Genomic DNA, 224 nt, shown 5'->3' with positions numbered 1-224 from the left:
CACATTTTCCGCACGGTGCCGGGCACGGTCGGCCGGAAAATCATCCCCTTCCGGCTGGGCGCCCTGCTGGACAAGGATGCCTCGGCCAACATGCCACTGGAGGAAAACGATGTCATCCGCATCTATTCCTTCGATGAAATGCGCATAAAACAGCAGGTCACCATCGATGGACTCGTCAACAAACCCGGCACCTTCGATATGGTGGAGGATTTGACGCTGGAGGA

The 224-nt window shown here is 56.7% G+C and carries 1 protein-coding gene; it reads left to right on the top strand.

Annotation, left to right across the window (positions count from 1 at the left end; genetic code table 11):
* Positions 1-224, top strand: a 224-nt coding sequence (locus ACYQ1H_RS15680) for a hypothetical protein (protein WP_460028965.1), incomplete at both ends; no start/stop codon positions are given.

Source organism: Methyloparacoccus murrellii (assembly GCF_054657115.1).
This window is presented reverse-complemented; position numbering and strand designations above follow the sequence as displayed.